The organism is Pseudomonas sp. RC10-4-2 (assembly GCF_050433085.1).
In the GTDB taxonomy this organism is placed as follows: Bacteria; Pseudomonadota; Gammaproteobacteria; order Pseudomonadales; family Pseudomonadaceae; genus Pseudomonas; species Pseudomonas aeruginosa.
The window spans coordinates 208,824-223,954 of sequence record NZ_JBNPXX010000002.1 but is presented as its reverse complement, the minus strand read 5'-3'; the positions used below and the strand labels follow the sequence as shown (position 1 = coordinate 223,954).

Annotated in this window: 14 protein-coding genes; 9 read left to right on the top strand and 5 right to left on the bottom strand. The window is 63.3% G+C overall.

What is annotated here, in order from left to right:
- Nucleotides 1–16 precede the first annotated feature (16 nt).
- The 8 genes from dctP to fabY all read left to right on the top strand — a co-directional run bounded on the left by dctP (nucleotide 17) and on the right by fabY (nucleotide 10,868).
- The gene (dctP, locus tag FHW81_RS09050) at nucleotides 17–1,012 is read left to right on the top strand and encodes a C4-dicarboxylate TRAP substrate-binding protein DctP (RefSeq protein WP_003105525.1); all 996 of its coding nucleotides are present in this window, start codon (nucleotides 17–19) and stop codon (nucleotides 1,010–1,012) included.
- A gap of 18 nt (nucleotides 1,013–1,030) precedes the next feature.
- Nucleotides 1,031–1,663 (top strand): C4-dicarboxylate TRAP transporter small permease protein DctQ, encoded by a 633-nt coding sequence (gene dctQ, locus FHW81_RS09045; protein WP_003105527.1) that lies wholly within the window; start codon nucleotides 1,031–1,033, stop codon nucleotides 1,661–1,663.
- On the top strand, nucleotides 1,660–2,943 hold the full coding sequence (dctM, locus tag FHW81_RS09040) for a C4-dicarboxylate TRAP transporter large permease protein DctM (protein ID WP_003105529.1): 1,284 nt from the start codon (nucleotides 1,660–1,662) through the stop codon (nucleotides 2,941–2,943). Before dctQ ends, dctM begins: the two co-directional genes overlap by 4 nt.
- Nucleotides 2,944–3,738: 795 nt before the next feature.
- The gene (gene arcD / locus FHW81_RS09035) at nucleotides 3,739–5,187 is read left to right on the top strand and encodes an arginine-ornithine antiporter (protein WP_003123669.1); all 1,449 of its coding nucleotides are present in this window, start codon (nucleotides 3,739–3,741) and stop codon (nucleotides 5,185–5,187) included.
- Between the two features lie 21 nt (nucleotides 5,188–5,208).
- A complete protein-coding gene (arcA, locus tag FHW81_RS09030) occupies nucleotides 5,209–6,465 on the top strand; it encodes an arginine deiminase (RefSeq protein ID WP_003100029.1) in 1,257 nt (418 codons plus the stop codon).
- 79 nt (nucleotides 6,466–6,544) lie between these two features.
- Nucleotides 6,545–7,555, top strand: coding sequence for an ornithine carbamoyltransferase (locus FHW81_RS09025; RefSeq protein WP_003100031.1), 1,011 nt, complete (start codon nucleotides 6,545–6,547; stop codon nucleotides 7,553–7,555).
- Between the two features lie 60 nt (nucleotides 7,556–7,615).
- Nucleotides 7,616–8,548 (top strand): carbamate kinase, encoded by a 933-nt coding sequence (gene arcC, locus FHW81_RS09020; protein WP_003100033.1) that lies wholly within the window; start codon nucleotides 7,616–7,618, stop codon nucleotides 8,546–8,548.
- A gap of 415 nt (nucleotides 8,549–8,963) precedes the next feature.
- Complete coding sequence (gene fabY / locus FHW81_RS09015) at nucleotides 8,964–10,868, top strand: beta-ketoacyl-ACP synthase FabY (protein ID WP_003114068.1); 1,905 nt, start codon at nucleotides 8,964–8,966, stop codon at nucleotides 10,866–10,868.
- Nucleotides 10,869–10,914: 46 nt separating this feature from the next.
- Here the strand turns inward: fabY and FHW81_RS09010 are convergent, their stop codons facing one another.
- The 4 genes from FHW81_RS09010 to nudE form a co-directional block, all read right to left on the bottom strand.
- Nucleotides 10,915–11,145 carry a hypothetical protein gene (locus tag FHW81_RS09010; protein WP_124122796.1) on the bottom strand — a complete coding sequence of 77 codons (231 nt, stop codon included), beginning with the start codon at nucleotides 11,143–11,145 and terminating at the stop codon, nucleotides 10,915–10,917.
- Nucleotides 11,146–11,206: 61 nt separating this feature from the next.
- Nucleotides 11,207–11,908 (bottom strand): hypothetical protein, encoded by a 702-nt coding sequence (locus FHW81_RS09005; RefSeq protein ID WP_010793670.1) that lies wholly within the window; start codon nucleotides 11,906–11,908, stop codon nucleotides 11,207–11,209.
- Between the two features lie 403 nt (nucleotides 11,909–12,311).
- Nucleotides 12,312–13,133, bottom strand: a complete 822-nt coding sequence (cysQ, locus tag FHW81_RS09000) for a 3'(2'),5'-bisphosphate nucleotidase CysQ (RefSeq protein ID WP_023090950.1) — start codon at nucleotides 13,131–13,133, stop codon at nucleotides 12,312–12,314.
- The gene (nudE, locus tag FHW81_RS08995; RefSeq protein WP_003096206.1) at nucleotides 13,130–13,696 is read right to left on the bottom strand and encodes an ADP compounds hydrolase NudE; all 567 of its coding nucleotides are present in this window, start codon (nucleotides 13,694–13,696) and stop codon (nucleotides 13,130–13,132) included. The genes cysQ and nudE overlap by 4 nt, the downstream gene beginning before the upstream one ends.
- A gap of 125 nt (nucleotides 13,697–13,821) precedes the next feature.
- Here nudE and yrfG point away from each other — a divergent pair, with 125 nt between their 5' ends.
- Complete coding sequence (gene yrfG / locus FHW81_RS08990; protein ID WP_003114065.1) at nucleotides 13,822–14,487, top strand: GMP/IMP nucleotidase; 666 nt, start codon at nucleotides 13,822–13,824, stop codon at nucleotides 14,485–14,487.
- Between the two features lie 51 nt (nucleotides 14,488–14,538).
- Here the strand turns inward: yrfG and lysM are convergent, their stop codons facing one another.
- Nucleotides 14,539–14,976 carry a peptidoglycan-binding protein LysM gene (gene lysM, locus FHW81_RS08985; protein ID WP_003096210.1) on the bottom strand — a complete coding sequence of 146 codons (438 nt, stop codon included), beginning with the start codon at nucleotides 14,974–14,976 and terminating at the stop codon, nucleotides 14,539–14,541.
- Nucleotides 14,977–15,131: the final 155 nt, after the last annotated feature.

The window sequence follows — 15,131 nt, the reverse complement described above, 5'->3', positions numbered from 1 at the left end:
ACAAAGAGGAAGTCTCATGCTCAAGCACACCGCGAAGGCGCTCGTCTGCGCACTTTCCCTGACCGTCGCCGGAATCGTCCAGGCAGCCGACCCGATCGTCATCAAGTTCTCCCACGTCGTCGCCGAGCACACGCCCAAGGGCCAGGGCGCGCTGCTGTTCAAGAAACTGGTGGAGGAACGCCTGCCGGGCAAGGTCAAGGTGGAGGTCTACCCGAACTCGTCGCTGTTCGGCGACGGCAAGGAGATGGAAGCCCTGCTGCTGGGCGACGTGCAGATCATCGCGCCGTCGCTGGCCAAGTTCGAGCAGTACACCAAGAAATTGCAGATCTTCGACCTGCCGTTCCTGTTCGACAACATCCAGGCGGTCGACCGCTTCCAGCAGAGCCCGCAGGGCAAGGAGCTGCTGACCTCGATGCAGGACAAGGGCATCACTGGCCTCGGCTACTGGCACAACGGGATGAAGCAGTTGTCCGCCAACAAGCCCCTGCGCGAGCCGAAGGACGCCCGCGGCCTGAAGTTCCGCGTGCAGGCCTCCAAGGTGCTCGAGGAACAGTTCAAGGCGGTGCGCGCCAACCCGCGCAAGATGAGCTTCGCCGAGGTCTATCAGGGCCTGCAGACCGGCGTGGTCAACGGTACCGAGAACCCCTGGTCGAACATCTACTCGCAGAAGATGCACGAAGTGCAGAAGTACATCACCGAGTCCGACCACGGCGTGCTGGACTACATGGTGATCACCAACACCAAGTTCTGGAACGGCCTGCCGGAAGACGTGCGCGGCGTGCTGGCCAAGACCATGGACGAGGTCACCGTGGAGGTGAACAAGCAGGCCGAGGCGCTCAACCAGGGCGACAAGCAGCGCATCGTCGAGGCCAAGACCAGCGAGATCATCGAACTCACTCCCGAACAGCGGGCCGAATGGCGCAAGGCCATGCAGCCGGTGTGGAAGAAGTTCGAAGGCGAGATCGGCGCCGACCTGATCAAGGCCGCCGAAGCCGCCAACCAGGCCCAATAAGAAGAAGAGGGAAAGCCCATGCACGCGCTCGCGCGCGTCTGGGCGCGCCTGGAGGAAGGCCTGATCGCCTTCCTCCTCGCCGCCATGACGCTGGTTACCTTCGTTTATGTAGTCCTCAATAACCTCTATACGCTGCTCTACGATCTCGCCGATCTCTGGGAGGGCGGCAACGAGACGCTGCTCGCCATCGGCGATGGGGTCCTCACCCTGGCCCAGGAGATGACCTGGAGCAACGCCCTGACCAAGGCCCTGTTCGCCTGGCTGATCTTCCTCGGCATCGCCTACGGCGTACGCACCGCCGGGCACCTCGGTGTGGACGTGCTGGTGAAGCTGGCCTCGCGACCGGTACAGCGAGTGCTCGGCGTGATCGCCTGCCTGGCCTGCCTCGGCTACGCCGGCCTGCTCTGCGTGGCCAGCTACGACTGGGTGAAGACCCTGTTCATCGCCGGCATCGGCGCCGAGGACCTCGACCACTTCGGCATCCGCCAATGGCACATCGGCCTGATCGTGCCGGTCGGCTTCGCCCTGGTGTTCATCCGTTTCGCCGAGATCCTCGTGCGCATCCTGCGCAACCGCCAGACCGGACTGGGACTGGCCGACGAGGCTGCCGACGCGCTGAAGCTGACCGAGCACGAGGAGCCCAAGGCATGACCATTCTGTTCCTCTTCCTGCTGCTCTTCCTGCTGATGTTCATCGGCGTGCCGATCGCCGTCTCCCTGGGTCTCTCCGGCGCACTGACGATCCTCCTGTTCAGCCCGGACTCGGTACGCTCGCTGGCGATCAAGCTGTTCGAGACCTCCGAGCACTACACCCTGCTGGCGATCCCGTTCTTCCTGCTCTCCGGCGCGTTCATGACCACCGGTGGCGTGGCGCGGCGCCTGATCGACTTCGCCAACGCCTGCGTCGGACACATCCGTGGCGGCCTGGCGATCGCCGCGGTGCTCGCCTGCATGCTCTTCGCCGCGCTATCCGGCTCGTCTCCGGCAACGGTGGCGGCAGTGGGTTCGATCGCCATCGCCGGCATGGTCCGCTCGGGTTATCCACAGGCGTTCGGCGCTGGGATCGTCTGCAACGCCGGCACCCTCGGCATCCTCATCCCGCCATCGATCGTGATGGTGGTCTACGCCGCCGCCACCGAGACCTCGGTGGGCAAGCTGTTCATCGCCGGCGTGGTTCCGGGGCTGCTGCTGGGACTGATCCTGATGGTGGTGATCTACATCGTCGCCCGGGTCAAGAAGCTGCCCGCCATGCCAAGGGTCAGTCTGCGCGAATGGCTGGCCAGCGCGCGCAAGGCGCTGTGGGGTCTGCTGCTGATGGTGATCATCCTCGGCGGCATCTATTCCGGCGCCTTCACCCCCACCGAGGCCGCCGCCGTCGCCGCGGTGTACTCGGCCTTCGTCGCACTGTTCGTCTACCGCGACATGCGCCTGAGCGAATGCCCGAAGGTGCTGCTGGAGTCCGGCAAGCTGACCATCATGCTGATGTTCATCATCGCCAACGCCATGCTCTTCGCCCACGTGCTGACCACCGAGCAGATACCGCAGAGCATCGCCAGCTGGGTCACGGAACTGGGACTTTCGCCATGGATGTTCCTGCTGGTGGTGAACATCGTGCTGCTGATCGCCGGCAACTTCATGGAGCCTTCGGCGATCATCCTGATCCTGGCGCCGATCTTCTTCCCCATCGCCATGGAGCTGGGCATCGATCCGATCCACCTCGGCATCATCATGGTGGTGAACATGGAGATCGGCCTGATCACGCCGCCGGTCGGGCTCAACCTGTTCGTCACCTCGGCGGTCACCGGCATGCCGCTGGGCGCGACCATCCGCGCAGCGCTGCCGTGGCTGATGATCCTGCTGGTGTTCCTGATCATCGTGACCTACATCCCGGCGGTATCCCTGGCATTGCCGAACTGGCTGGGGATGAGCTGACGGAACGGTAACGACGGCGGAAAACCCCGCCCTGCGCTCGGGCCTTCGGCAAAAATCCGCTCATGCCGCAGGCCCGTGCCCCGCAGTTGACGGGCCGGGCCACCTGTCGATGGCTGGCACGCCGCTTGCTCAATCGCTCGCAGTGCCCCTGGCACCGGCTTTCGGTTCGCCCAGCGAACCGCGCCCTTCGGCCACGAACCGGATGGCGGCCCCTTCCCCTGTGCCGACGTGCGCCAGCACGCGCGGCGGGTGGGCGGCGATCCCGTCCCCCCAGCGGTCTTCACACCCTGAAGCCCAAATGAAGAGCCCGGCGAACGCCGGGCTTCTTCATTTCTTTCCTTGTGCTTTTTCGTTCTTTGATAAGAGCGGAAAATTATTTTTACTTATAAATAAAAAATACTCCTCTCGAAATACTGCAACACTTCCCTGGAAAGTCGCGGCGGTTTTTCGACGGACCGTCAACAAGCCGGCGACCACCCACCTGAAAGTCAGAATACCGTCTCGCGAAATTCATTGATCGGCATCAACGATCCGGCTTGATCCGCGGGTTATAGCCCGATTTCGAGCAATTTCAAGCTTTCCCCGTAGCGGATGGCAAGTCTTCCCCTAACACATGAAAAAACCGCCCTATTCCGGGCAGGTCTTAGATTCCTCTTCTATCTTTGGCACTCGCGACTTACAGGAATGCGTCATCTAATTACTTTGAGTAGGAAGCTATTGACGTGGATCAGCATTCAACAATAGCCGCTGCCGCCTAATGTCTTCACTCTCAATTCCTATAGGGAGATTCCGAAAATGTCCCAAGAATCCAGCCAAAAACTCCGACTAGGAGCGCTAACGGCTCTGGTTGTCGGCTCGATGATCGGAGGGGGCATCTTCTCCCTCCCGCAAAACATGGCAGCCAGCGCCGATGTCGGCGCCGTCCTGATCGGATGGGCGATCACCGCCGTCGGCATGCTCACCCTCGCTTTCGTCTTCCAGACCCTCGCCAACCGCAAGCCCGAACTCGACGGCGGCGTGTACGCCTACGCCAAGGCCGGCTTCGGCGACTACATGGGTTTCTCCTCGGCCTGGGGCTACTGGATCAGCGCCTGGCTGGGCAACGTCGGCTACTTCGTCCTGTTGTTCAGCACCCTCGGCTACTTCTTCCCGATCTTCGGCAAGGGCGACACCGTCGCGGCGATCGTCTGCGCCTCGGTCCTGCTCTGGGCCCTGCACTTCCTGGTGCTGCGCGGAATCAAGGAGGCGGCGTTCATCAACACCGTCACCACCGTGGCCAAGGTCGTGCCGCTGTTCCTGTTCATCCTGATCTGCCTGTTCGCCTTCAAGCTGGACATCTTCACCGCCGACATCTGGGGCAAGAGCAACCCGGACCTAGGCAGCGTGATGAACCAGGTGCGCAACATGATGCTGGTCACCGTCTGGGTGTTCATCGGCATCGAGGGCGCGAGCATCTTCTCCTCCCGCGCGGAAAAACGTTCCGACGTCGGCAAGGCCACCGTGATCGGCTTCATCACCGTCCTGCTCCTGCTGGTGCTGGTCAACGTGCTGTCCATGGGCGTGATGACCCAGCCGGAACTGGCCAAGCTGCAGAACCCGTCGATGGCGCTGGTACTCGAGCATGTGGTCGGCCACTGGGGCGCCGTGCTGATCAGCGTCGGCCTGCTGATCTCGCTGCTGGGCGCGCTGCTCTCCTGGGTGCTGCTGTGCGCCGAGATCATGTTCGCCGCCGCCAAGGACCACACCATGCCGGAGTTCCTGCGCCGCGAGAACGCCAACCAGGTGCCGGCCAACGCCCTGTGGCTGACCAACATCTGCGTACAGGTGTTCCTGGTGGTGGTGTTCTTCACCTCGGGCGACCCGGACGGCATGGACCCGTACACCAAGATGCTGCTCCTGGCCACCTCGATGATCCTGATCCCGTACTTCTGGTCCGCCGCCTATGGCCTGCTGCTGACCCTGAAGGGCGAGACCTACGAGAACGATGCCCGCGAACGCAGCAAGGACCTGGTCATCGCCGGCATCGCCGTGGCCTACGCGGTCTGGCTGCTCTACGCCGGGGGCCTGAAGTACCTGCTGCTGTCCGCCCTGCTGTATGCGCCCGGCGCGATCCTTTTCGCCAAGGCCAAGCACGAGGTCGGCCAGCCGATCTTCACCGGAATCGAAAAACTGATCTTCGCCGCAGTCGTCATTGGCGCCCTGGTGGCTGCCTACGGCCTCTACGACGGTTTCCTCACCCTCTGATTACTCCACTGGAGACGTGAAATGAGCACGGAAAAAACCAAACTTGGCGTCCACTCCGAAGCCGGCAAACTGCGCAAAGTGATGGTCTGCTCGCCCGGACTCGCCCACCAGCGCCTGACCCCGAGCAACTGCGACGAGTTGCTGTTCGACGACGTGATCTGGGTGAACCAGGCCAAGCGCGACCACTTCGACTTCGTCACCAAGATGCGCGAGCGCGGCATCGACGTCCTCGAGATGCACAATCTGCTGACCGAGACCATCCAGAACCCGGAAGCGCTGAAGTGGATCCTCGATCGCAAGATCACCGCCGACAGCGTCGGCCTGGGCCTGACCAGCGAGCTGCGCTCCTGGCTGGAGAGCCTGGAGCCGCGCAAGCTGGCCGAGTACCTGATCGGCGGCGTCGCCGCTGACGACCTGCCCGCCAGCGAAGGCGCCGACATCCTCAAGATGTACCGCGAGTACCTGGGCCATTCCAGCTTCCTGCTGCCGCCGTTGCCGAACACCCAGTTCACCCGCGACACCACGTGCTGGATCTACGGCGGCGTGACCCTGAACCCGATGTACTGGCCGGCGCGACGACAGGAAACCCTGCTGACCACCGCCATCTACAAGTTCCATCCCGAGTTCGCCAACGCCGAATTCGAGATCTGGTACGGCGACCCGGACAAGGACCACGGCTCCTCGACCCTGGAAGGCGGCGACGTGATGCCGATCGGCAACGGCGTGGTCCTGATCGGCATGGGCGAGCGCTCCTCGCGCCAGGCCATCGGTCAGGTCGCCCAGTCGCTGTTCGCCAAGGGCGCCGCCGAGCGGGTGATCGTCGCCGGCCTGCCGAAGTCCCGCGCCGCGATGCACCTGGACACCGTGTTCAGCTTCTGCGACCGCGACCTGGTCACGGTCTTCCCGGAAGTGGTCAAGGAAATCGTGCCCTTCAGCCTGCGCCCCGATCCGAGCAGCCCCTACGGCATGAACATCCGCCGCGAGGAGAAAACCTTCCTCGAAGTGGTCGCCGAATCCCTCGGCCTGAAGAAACTGCGCGTGGTCGAGACCGGCGGCAACAGCTTCGCCGCCGAGCGCGAGCAATGGGACGACGGTAACAACGTGGTCTGCCTGGAGCCGGGCGTGGTGGTCGGCTATGACCGCAACACCTACACCAACACCCTGCTGCGCAAGGCCGGCGTCGAGGTCATCACCATCAGCGCCAGCGAACTGGGTCGCGGTCGCGGCGGCGGCCACTGCATGACCTGCCCGATCATCCGCGACCCGATCGACTACTGACAGACAACCCGCTCTCGAGCTGAACGGCGGCGTCCCCAGGAGGGGCGCCGCCCACCGACTTCCCACAAGGAGATCAATCATGGCTTTCAACATGCACAACCGTAACCTGCTCAGCCTGATGCACCACAGCACCCGCGAGCTGCGTTACCTGCTCGACCTGTCCCGCGACCTCAAGCGCGCCAAGTACACCGGCACCGAGCAGCAGCACCTGAAGCGCAAGAACATTGCCCTGATCTTCGAGAAAACCTCCACTCGCACCCGCTGCGCCTTCGAGGTGGCCGCCTACGACCAGGGCGCCAACGTCACCTACATCGACCCGAACTCCTCGCAGATCGGCCACAAGGAGAGCATGAAGGACACCGCGCGGGTTCTCGGCCGGATGTACGACGCCATCGAGTACCGCGGCTTCAAGCAGGAAATCGTCGAGGAACTCGCGAAGTTCGCCGGCGTTCCGGTGTTCAACGGCCTGACCGACGAATACCACCCGACCCAGATGCTCGCCGACGTGCTGACCATGCGCGAGCACAGCGACAAGCCGCTGCACGACATCAGCTACGCCTACCTGGGCGACGCGCGCAACAACATGGGTAACTCCCTGCTGCTGATCGGCGCCAAGCTCGGCATGGACGTACGCATCGCCGCGCCGAAGGCGCTCTGGCCGCACGATGAGTTCGTCGCCCAGTGCAAGAAGTTCGCCGAGGAAAGCGGCGCCAAGCTGACCCTCACCGAGGATCCGAAGGAAGCCGTGAAAGGCGTGGACTTCGTCCACACCGACGTCTGGGTGTCGATGGGCGAGCCGGTGGAAGCCTGGGGCGAGCGGATCAAGGAACTGCTGCCCTACCAGGTCAACATGGAGATCATGAAGGCCACCGGCAACCCGCGGGCCAAGTTCATGCACTGCCTGCCGGCGTTCCACAACAGCGAGACCAAGGTCGGCAAGCAGATCGCCGAGCAGTATCCGAACCTTGCCAACGGCATCGAGGTGACCGAGGACGTCTTCGAGTCGCCCTACAACATCGCCTTCGAGCAGGCCGAGAACCGCATGCATACCATCAAGGCGATCCTCGTCTCGACCCTCGCCGACATCTGACCGCGCTCCTGCGCCCCGGCCCACGCGGCCGGGCGCAGCCGCCTTCCGGAGGTAACCGATATGCGTATCGTCGTCGCATTGGGCGGTAATGCCCTGCTACGCCGTGGCGAACCCATGACCGCGGACAACCAGCGGGAAAACGTGCGGATCGCCGCCGAACAGATCGCCAAGGTGGCGCCCGGCAACGAGCTGGTGATCGCCCACGGCAACGGCCCCCAGGTCGGCCTGCTGGCCCTCCAGGGTGCCGCCTACGACAAGGTCTCGCCCTACCCGCTGGACGTCCTCGGCGCGGAAACCGAGGGCATGATCGGCTACATGATCGAACAGGAAATGGGCAACCTGCTGCCGTTCGAAGTGCCGTTCGCCACCATCCTCACCCAGGTCGAGGTGGACGGTAAGGATCCGGCGTTCCAGAACCCGACCAAGCCGATCGGCCCGGTCTACTCCAGGGAAGAAGCCGAGCGCCTGGCCGCCGAGAAGGGCTGGAGCATCGCCCCGGACGGCGACAAGTTCCGCCGCGTGGTGCCCAGCCCGCGGCCGAAGCGGATCTTCGAGATCCGCCCGGTGAAGTGGCTGCTGGAGAAAGGCACCATCGTCATCTGCGCTGGCGGCGGCGGTATCCCGACCATGTACGACGAGGCCGGGAAGAAGCTCAGCGGCGTCGAGGCGGTGATCGACAAGGACCTCTGCTCCTCGCTGCTGGCCCAGGAGCTGGTGGCCGACATCCTGATCATCGCCACCGACGTCGACGCGGCCTACGTCGACTGGGGCAAGCCGACCCAGAAGGCCATCGCCCAGGCCCACCCGGACGAACTGGAGCGCCTCGGCTTCGCCGCCGGCTCCATGGGTCCGAAGGTCCAGGCCGCCATCGAGTTCGCCCGCGCCACCGGCAAGGACGCGGTGATCGGTTCGCTCGCGGACATCGTCGCAATCACCGAGGGCAAGGCGGGAACACGGGTCAGCACGCGCAAGGCGGGCATCGAGTACCGCTGATACACCACCCCCAGGGCCGCTTCGCGGCCCTTCTTCATTCTCCTCTGCCGGCATCGGGCGAAAGGTGGATAGCGCCACGCCTCTGCGCGCGGACTTTCAAGCAAGTCCCGCAACACTCGCCTACGCCCCACCTCTGCCAACAGCCCGGCCATGGGCGTCAATCCCCCCACGGCAGACCGCCAGCACTTGTGGAAAGCCCACGCAACGCGGTATTCAGTAGGAAAATACGTGACTCGATAGTCATGATTCACGTCAGCATAGTCACCCTGATCATTTCAACGGCCACTGGCTCGTGCCCGGGTCCGTGAAGCTCGCCTCGCCGACGGGAAAGGCCGCCATCGCCGCCACGCGCTTCCCGCTCCGGACCAGGCAGCAGCCCGGCACGCGAACGACTATTCGAAGGAGTTTCTGAGTGATGTCTCGACTACCGGTCATTGTTGGTTTCGGTGGCTACAACGCAGCAGGCCGTAGTTCCTTCCACCACGGCTTCCGCCGCATGGTCATCGAATCGATGGACCCGCAGGCGCGCCAGGAAACCCTAGCCGGCCTGGCGGTCATGATGAAACTGGTCAAGGCCGAAGGCGGCCGCTACCTGGCCGAAGACGGCACGCCGCTGTCCCCGGAGGACATCGAGCGGCGCTACGCCGAACGCATCTTCGCCTCTACCCTGGTGCGACGCATCGAACCGCAGTACCTCGACCCGGATGCAGTCCACTGGCACAAGGTCCTCGAGCTGTCCCCTGCCGAAGGCCAGGCGCTGACCTTCAAGGCCTCGCCCAAGCAACTGCCCGAGCCGCTGCCGGCCAACTGGTCGATCGCTCCCGCGGAGGACGGCGAGGTGCTGGTGAGCATCCACGAGCGCTGCGAGTTCAAGGTGGACAGCTACCGTGCGCTGACGGTGAAGTCCGCCGGCCAGTTGCCCACCGGTTTCGAACCGGGCGAGCTGTACAACTCGCGCTTCCACCCGCGCGGCCTGCAGATGTCGGTGGTCGCCGCGACCGACGCGATCCGCTCCACCGGCATCGACTGGAAGACCATCGTCGACAACGTCCAGCCCGACGAGATCGCGGTATTCTCCGGCAGCATCATGAGCCAGCTCGACGACAACGGTTTCGGCGGCCTGATGCAATCCCGCCTGAAGGGCCACCGGGTCTCGGCCAAGCAACTGCCGCTGGGCTTCAACAGCATGCCCACCGATTTCATCAATGCCTACGTGCTCGGCAGCGTCGGCATGACCGGCAGCATCACAGGCGCCTGCGCCACCTTCCTCTACAACCTGCAGAAGGGTATCGACGTCATCACCAGCGGCCAGGCCCGGGTGGTCATCGTCGGCAACAGCGAGGCGCCGATCCTGCCGGAGTGCATCGAGGGCTACAGTGCCATGGGCGCACTGGCCACCGAAGAAGGCCTGCGCCTGATCGAAGGCCGCGACGACGTGGACTTCCGCCGCGCCAGCCGGCCGTTCGGCGAGAACTGCGGCTTCACCCTGGCCGAGTCCAGCCAATACGTAGTGCTGATGGACGACGAACTGGCCCTGCGCCTGGGCGCGGATATCCACGGCGCGGTAACCGACGTGTTCATCAACGCCGACGGTTTCAAGAAGTCCATCTCCGCCCCCGGCCCGGGCAACTACCTGACGGTAGCCAAGGCGGTGGCCAGCGCGGTGCAGATCGTCGGCCTGGACACCGTGCGCCACGCCAGCTTCGTCCACGCCCACGGCTCCAGCACGCCGGCCAACCGGGTCACCGAATCGGAAATCCTCGACCGCGTGGCCAGCGCCTTCGGCATCGACGGCTGGCCGGTCACCGCGGTGAAGGCCTACGTCGGCCACTCCCTGGCCACCGCCAGCGCCGATCAACTGATTTCCGCCCTGGGCACCTTCAAGTACGGCATCCTCCCTGGGATCAAGACCATCGACAAGGTCGCCGACGACGTCCACCAGCAGCGCCTGAGCATCTCCAATCGCGACATGCGCCAGGACAAGCCGCTGGAGGTGTGCTTCATCAACTCCAAGGGCTTCGGCGGCAACAACGCCAGCGGCGTGGTGCTGTCGCCGCGAATCGCCGAGAAGATGCTGCGCAAGCGCCATGGCCAAGCGGCCTTCGCCGCCTACGTCGAGAAGCGCGAGCAGACCCGCGCCGCCGCCCGCGCCTACGACCAGCGCGCGCTGCAGGGCGACCTGGAGATCATCTACAACTTCGGCCAGGACCTGATCGACGAACACGCCATCGAGGTCAGCGCCGAACAGGTGACGGTGCCCGGCTTCAGCCAGCCGCTGGTATACAAGAAGGACGCGCGTTTCAGTGACATGCTCGACTGAGCGCCACCACAACGGAAAAGGCCCGGCTAGACCGGGCCTTTTCGTTTCAGTGCAGCGCGCGCGCCAGTTGGATCAGCTCGCTGCGCCACTCGGCGAGCCTATCTGGATGCGCTGGATCAGGTGATGGCCAGTTCCAGCGTTTCACCGACAGCCGCTGGAAGTTCACGGGTACGATGCCGATCTGGACTTCCAGCGTCTCATGGAGGAACAAACAGCGACGAGGTTCCTGGCGGAACTGAAAAAGCACCGATCGGCCAATTTTGACATCAAGCTCCACGGTGAAGCTCCCATTGAGTTATCAGGCACTGGATATCCGTTCTGATAGCCCCTCGAAACACCTATTTATTGACAGGTGTTTTCTCATCGCTGGAGGAAAGCACATAGTAAAAAAATACGAACCCCAGCCATAGGGGAAGCATTGCCTCATAATCCCCACTGAAAAAAGAGCAGGCAAACCCTACCAGCCAAACCGCAAGAAGAATTCCACTCAACACCTGTGTGGTCTTACTGCGAAATATCAGTCCTCCAGAGGTACTACGCCAACCTATAATCAGCAACGGCAGGAGCATAAAACAGACGGCAAAAGCGACCGCGCAAGAGACAAACCAGGCAACTACTATATTGTCCCTCCACGTTGGATACAGCATTCTATCCAGACTTAAAGAGGTTGCTAAAACTTCTGAAAGCACAATGGAAACTGGAGTCGCCAAATAGAGAAAAACCAAAAGCACACGACTTCTCCTCACGACTACCGGAGATGGCAGAAAGAATATAGCGAGCGCCAAAATAAGCGCACAAATCGAATACCGCTCCAGATAGATCTTATCGGTAAGCTGCCGGAACAACTCGTCTTGAAATTTCTCTTCAGCGGTCAGTCTTGAAGCATAGTCATTCATATTCTCAGGATAGATATCTGCCAACACCTCAGAGCTTTTCAAAACATCCATACCCAGCGAAGCTGAGAATAGATAAATCGATACGCTCGCCATCACAGCCGCAGCTAAAACACGAAAACGATAGATCGATGGATATGTTGGCATAGCGCCCTCCCGCAAACGCGAGAACTCTACGCTCTACATGCTCTCCCCGTGTGCGATTACGATGGAGTTTTCATGGAGCCCATGATCCTCCCCAGGCTTCGGAAAAAATCACACAGGAACTTACTCAGGCGCCACCCCTATCGGCACCGGCCGACAGCTCAACGAAAAGCCCCGCTCATACGGTCATGCCGTTCACCAAAGTGAATATTTGATGAGCCACTACCGAATCCCGCTGTCAGTCATCTGCTGCGGGCTATTTGCATGTTTTCTGTCAGCCCGAGCGGGCAAAACATCGTAATCTCCCATAGAGACCAGAAAACAGATCAGAAAAACGCCGCGCCCCCATTGGGGTGCGGCGTTTTTCTTAAGTAAACAGCATTAGGGTTCGACCAGCTCTTCCGTTTCAGTGCAGCGCGCGCGCCAGTTGGATCAGCTCGCTGCGCCACTCGGCAGCGCGCGGCAGGGCCAGGAAGGAGCCGTTGAGGTAGTCCTCGCGCGGCTCGTAGGTGAATGGCGCGCCATGCAGGTCGAGCACCTCGCCGCCGGCGCCTTCCAGCACACCCTGGGCGGCGGCCGTGTCCCATTGCGAGGTTGGCGTCAGGCGCGGATAGCAGTCGGCAGCGCCCTCGGCCAGCAGGCAGAACTTCAGCGAACTGCCGATGCTGGCTCGCCGCAGGTCGCCGAAGCGCTCGCTCAAGCCATCCAGCAGGCGCTCCTGGGCCGGGCTGCCATGGCGCTTGCTGGCCACCACGGTGAAGGCCTCCTCGGGCTCCAGGCGCACACTGATCGGTTGCGCGCGGCCATCGGCCTCCTCGCGCCAGGCACCGAGACCGGCGCCACCGTAGTAGCAGCGGCCGCTCACCGGCACGCCGACCAGGCCGAACAGCACCCGGCCATCCTCGACCAGGGCCACGTTGACGGTGAACTCCTCGCTACCGGAGATGAACTCCTTGGTGCCGTCCAGCGGGTCCACCAGCCACCAGCGCCGCCAGTGGCCGCGCTCGCTCAGCGGTATCTCGCAATCCTCTTCGGAAAGCACCGGAATGTCCGGCGCCAGCGCCCGCAACCCCGCCTCCAATATATGGTGCGCGGCAAGGTCGGCGGCGGTAACCGGCGATTCGTCGGCCTTCGAGCGCACCGCCACGTCGGCGCGCCAGTGCGGCAGGATCGCCTCGCCGGCGCGCCGCACCAGCACCACCAACTCGCCCCAGGGCACCGGTCTCATGCCTGGTACTCGCCGCGCTGAGTGAGCAGGTCGCGTACCAGGTACAGCGCAGCCAGGGCGCGGCCTTCGCTGAACTGGGCGTGCTGGGCCAGGCTCGACAGTTCGCGCAGGCTGATGCGATCGACGCCCATCGGCTCCGGCTCGTCGCCCGGCAGGCGCTCCTCGTAGAGGTCGCGCGCCAGCACCACCTGGATGCGCTGGCTCATGTAGCCCGGCGACAGCGACAGTTCGGTGATGTGCTCCAGTTGCCGGGCACCGTAGCCCGCTTCCTCCTTGAGCTCGCGGTTGGCCGCCGCGAGGATGTCCTCGCCCGGCTCGACCAGGCCCTTGGGCAGCGACAACTGGTATTCGTCGACCCCGGCGCAATATTCCTCCACCAGCACCGCGTGCTCGGCATCGAGCATGGCCACCACCATCACCGCACCGTAGCCCTGGCCCTTGCCGACCAGACGCTCGTAGGTGCGCTCGACGCCATTGCTGAAGCGCAGTTGCAACTCCTCGACAGCGAACAGTCGGCTCTTCGCGACGATCTCGCTGGCGAGTACGGTGGGTTTCTGACGCATGTGGATAACTCCTTGGCGAAGCCGGCGGGTTATCATACCCCGGCTTTTCCGATTATCCCTGTCGGAGATTGATGGGAAGCGACAGATTTCCGCATCGATCGCGACGAACCGCGACAAGAGCCGCCATGCCCACCCTGCCCTGGTCCGCCATCGACACCGTGCTGCTCGACATGGACGGCACCCTGCTCGACCTGCACTTCGACAACCACTTCTGGCTGGAACACCTGCCCCAGCGCTATGCCGAACGCAACGGCCTGAGTCGCACCGAAGCCGACGCCGTGCTCGAGCCGCTGTTCCGCGAACACGCCGGCCAGCTCAACTGGTACTGCCTGGATTTCTGGAGCCGGGAACTGGACCTGTCGATCCGCGAACTCAAGCACGAGGTGGCGCACCTGATCTCGCTGCGTCCGCACGCCGATACCTTCCTCGCCGCCCTGCGCCGGGCCGGCAAGCGCGTGGCGCTGATCACCAACGCGCACCGCGACTCGCTGTCGCTGAAGCTGGAACGGATCGAACTGGCGCCCTATTTCGACCGACTGATCAGCTCCCACGACTACGGCTACCCGAAGGAGGACGCGCGCTTCTGGAGCGCCCTGCAAGCCGATTTCGGCTTCGACCCGCAGCGCAGCCTGTTCATCGACGACAGCCTGCCGATCCTGCGCAGCGCCCGCGCCTATGGTGTCGCCCACCTGTTGGCGGTACGCCACCCGGACAGCCGTGGCCAGGTCCGGGACACCGAGGAGTTCGCTGCCCAGGAGGACTACCGGCGGCTGCTCGAAGGACTGCCGTAGCCACGGAAACGAAAACCCCGCCACGCGGGCGGGGTTGGCGAAACGCCGGGATCACTCGGGAATGCGCAGGACCTGGCCGGGGTAGATCTTGTCCGGATGGCTGAGCATCGGCTTGTTGGCCTCGAAGATCTTCATGTAGGCGTTGGCATTGCCGTATTCGGCCTTGGCGATGGCGCTCAGGGTGTCGCCTTTCTTCACGGTGACGAAGCGCGCCTCCGGAGCGGCCTGGGCCACGGTGATCTTGTCTTCCACCGAGGAGACGCCGGCGACGTTGCCCAGCGCCAGCAGGATCTTCTCTTTCTCCTCCTGGCTGGCCACCTCGCCCGAGGCGATGACCTTGTCGCCTTCCACCGAAACCTGGATGTTCGGGTTGCCCAGGCCGACCTTGGCGACGTGCTCCTTCAGCGACTCGGCCGCCTGTGCCTCATGCCCCGTCAGCGTATCCCACAGCTTTTCACCGGCTTCCTTCACGAACGCGAAAATACCCATCTTTGGTTCTCCCTTTACGGTTACGGTTGCAAGCGGCCGGCGCAATCCCGATCCGCGACTAGCCAAGTCTAGACTGCAAAAACCGGCGAAATATCCCCAGGCTCCTTCGTCACCCCATAACACTGCGCCCATTCGCGTTAAGATTCGGCGACACC

Excerpts from the sequence above, each read along its gene's own strand:
- dctP (WP_003105525.1), top strand. The coding sequence starts at position 17 with ATGCTCAAGCACACCGCGAAGGCGCTCGTCTGCGCACTTTCCCTGACC.
- dctQ (WP_003105527.1), top strand. The coding sequence starts at position 1,031 with ATGCACGCGCTCGCGCGCGTCTGGGCGCGCCTGGAGGAAGGCCTGATC.
- dctM (WP_003105529.1), top strand. The coding sequence starts at position 1,660 with ATGACCATTCTGTTCCTCTTCCTGCTGCTCTTCCTGCTGATGTTCATC.
- arcD (WP_003123669.1), top strand. The coding sequence starts at position 3,739 with ATGTCCCAAGAATCCAGCCAAAAACTCCGACTAGGAGCGCTAACGGCT.
- arcA (WP_003100029.1), top strand. The coding sequence starts at position 5,209 with ATGAGCACGGAAAAAACCAAACTTGGCGTCCACTCCGAAGCCGGCAAA.
- FHW81_RS09025 (WP_003100031.1), top strand. The coding sequence starts at position 6,545 with ATGGCTTTCAACATGCACAACCGTAACCTGCTCAGCCTGATGCACCAC.
- arcC (WP_003100033.1), top strand. The coding sequence starts at position 7,616 with ATGCGTATCGTCGTCGCATTGGGCGGTAATGCCCTGCTACGCCGTGGC.
- fabY (WP_003114068.1), top strand. The coding sequence starts at position 8,964 with ATGTCTCGACTACCGGTCATTGTTGGTTTCGGTGGCTACAACGCAGCA.
- FHW81_RS09005 (WP_010793670.1), bottom strand. The coding sequence starts at position 11,908 with ATGCCAACATATCCATCGATCTATCGTTTTCGTGTTTTAGCTGCGGCT.
- cysQ (WP_023090950.1), bottom strand. The coding sequence starts at position 13,133 with ATGAGACCGGTGCCCTGGGGCGAGTTGGTGGTGCTGGTGCGGCGCGCC.
- nudE (WP_003096206.1), bottom strand. The coding sequence starts at position 13,696 with ATGCGTCAGAAACCCACCGTACTCGCCAGCGAGATCGTCGCGAAGAGC.
- yrfG (WP_003114065.1), top strand. The coding sequence starts at position 13,822 with ATGCCCACCCTGCCCTGGTCCGCCATCGACACCGTGCTGCTCGACATG.
- lysM (WP_003096210.1), bottom strand. The coding sequence starts at position 14,976 with ATGGGTATTTTCGCGTTCGTGAAGGAAGCCGGTGAAAAGCTGTGGGAT.